This is a genomic window from Chryseobacterium salviniae (genome assembly GCF_035819015.1).
Classification (GTDB): Bacteria; Bacteroidota; Bacteroidia; order Flavobacteriales; family Weeksellaceae; genus Chryseobacterium; species Chryseobacterium salviniae.
In genome coordinates this window covers 1-1,092 of record NZ_JAYLAA010000029.1, presented here as the reverse complement: position 1 = coordinate 1,092, position 1,092 = coordinate 1, and the positions used below count along the sequence as shown (strand labels likewise).

Genomic DNA, 1,092 nt, shown 5'->3' with positions numbered 1-1,092 from the left:
GTGTGATGGTTTAAATATAAAAGATTCCCAAAACTAATGAAACTTAACTAAAGGAACCTTTACAAACTAAAAAAAATTATTATAAAGCAGTCGCAGTATACGTAACTGTTTGCGTATACGTTCCGGCCGGCTTACCTAAAATATCGGAAGAAGATGATTTCGCTGCGGGAATGGTGTAATCCAAGTTCAGAGTTAAGGCACTTCCCAGCGGTGCATTTGTTACTAAAGTCTGATCAGCCGCAGATAAAACAACAGCATTTTTTGTACCGCCCATGGTTCCGGCAGCTGCAGAAGCTTTGATGGTTAAAACATTTACAGGAATCAAGTTGGTTCCATTCATGAAATTAGCACCTCCTGCTTTTACTTTTACATTAAAATTCTTTGTTGAAGTTACTTTTAAAGAGTTGGCTTTGGTAATTGTCTGATCAGAATTATAATCTGCTGCAGTAGCGTAGTTAAAATCAACTGTGTTACCAATTGCCGTACTTCCTGCGTCGATAGAGATTACATCGTTCAGGGTAATGTTTACCGTTGTGGTTGCAGTTGTATTCTGAGCCTCAATAGTGTTAGTTCCTAATACGAATGCTCCGATAGTTAATGCTGCGATTGCGAATTGCTTTTTCATAATGATATTATTTTATTTTTTATTCTTATTTAATTGTTCTCTTTTGAACACTACAAATGTACAACGGCAAAAAAAGTTTCTTTGTAGTGGAACATGGAAGTTCGTGTAGTGAAATCGCCACAGGTATTTTAGTTATTGTTTTAAAAAAAAAGCCCCCAACACTTTAAATGTTGAGAGCTTATATAAAATTCCTTTTTGTTTTTTTATTATAAAGCAGTCGCAGTATACGTAACTGTTTGCGTATACGTTCCGGCCGGCTTACCTAAAATATCGGAAGAAGATGATTTCGCTGCGGGAATGGTGTAATCCAAGTTCAGTGTCAATGCGCTTCCAAGCGGGGCATTTGTTACTAAAGTCTGATCAGCCGCAGATAAAACAACAGTGCTTTTTGTACCGCCCATGGTTCCGGCAGCTGCAGAAGCTTTGATGGTTAAAACATCTACGGGGATCAAATTGGTTCCATTTAT

At 37.6% G+C, this 1,092-nt stretch carries 1 protein-coding gene and 1 pseudogene; both read right to left on the bottom strand.

All coding sequences use genetic code 11. The features are described 5' to 3' along the window. Positions 1-79: 79 nt before the first annotated feature. On the bottom strand, positions 80-625 hold the full coding sequence (locus SOP96_RS07555; RefSeq protein ID WP_326319468.1) for a peptidoglycan-binding protein LysM: 546 nt from the start codon (positions 623-625) through the stop codon (positions 80-82). 206 nt (positions 626-831) lie between these two features. After that, positions 832-1,092: pseudogene (locus SOP96_RS07550) on the bottom strand (peptidoglycan-binding protein LysM); the annotation flags it as partial.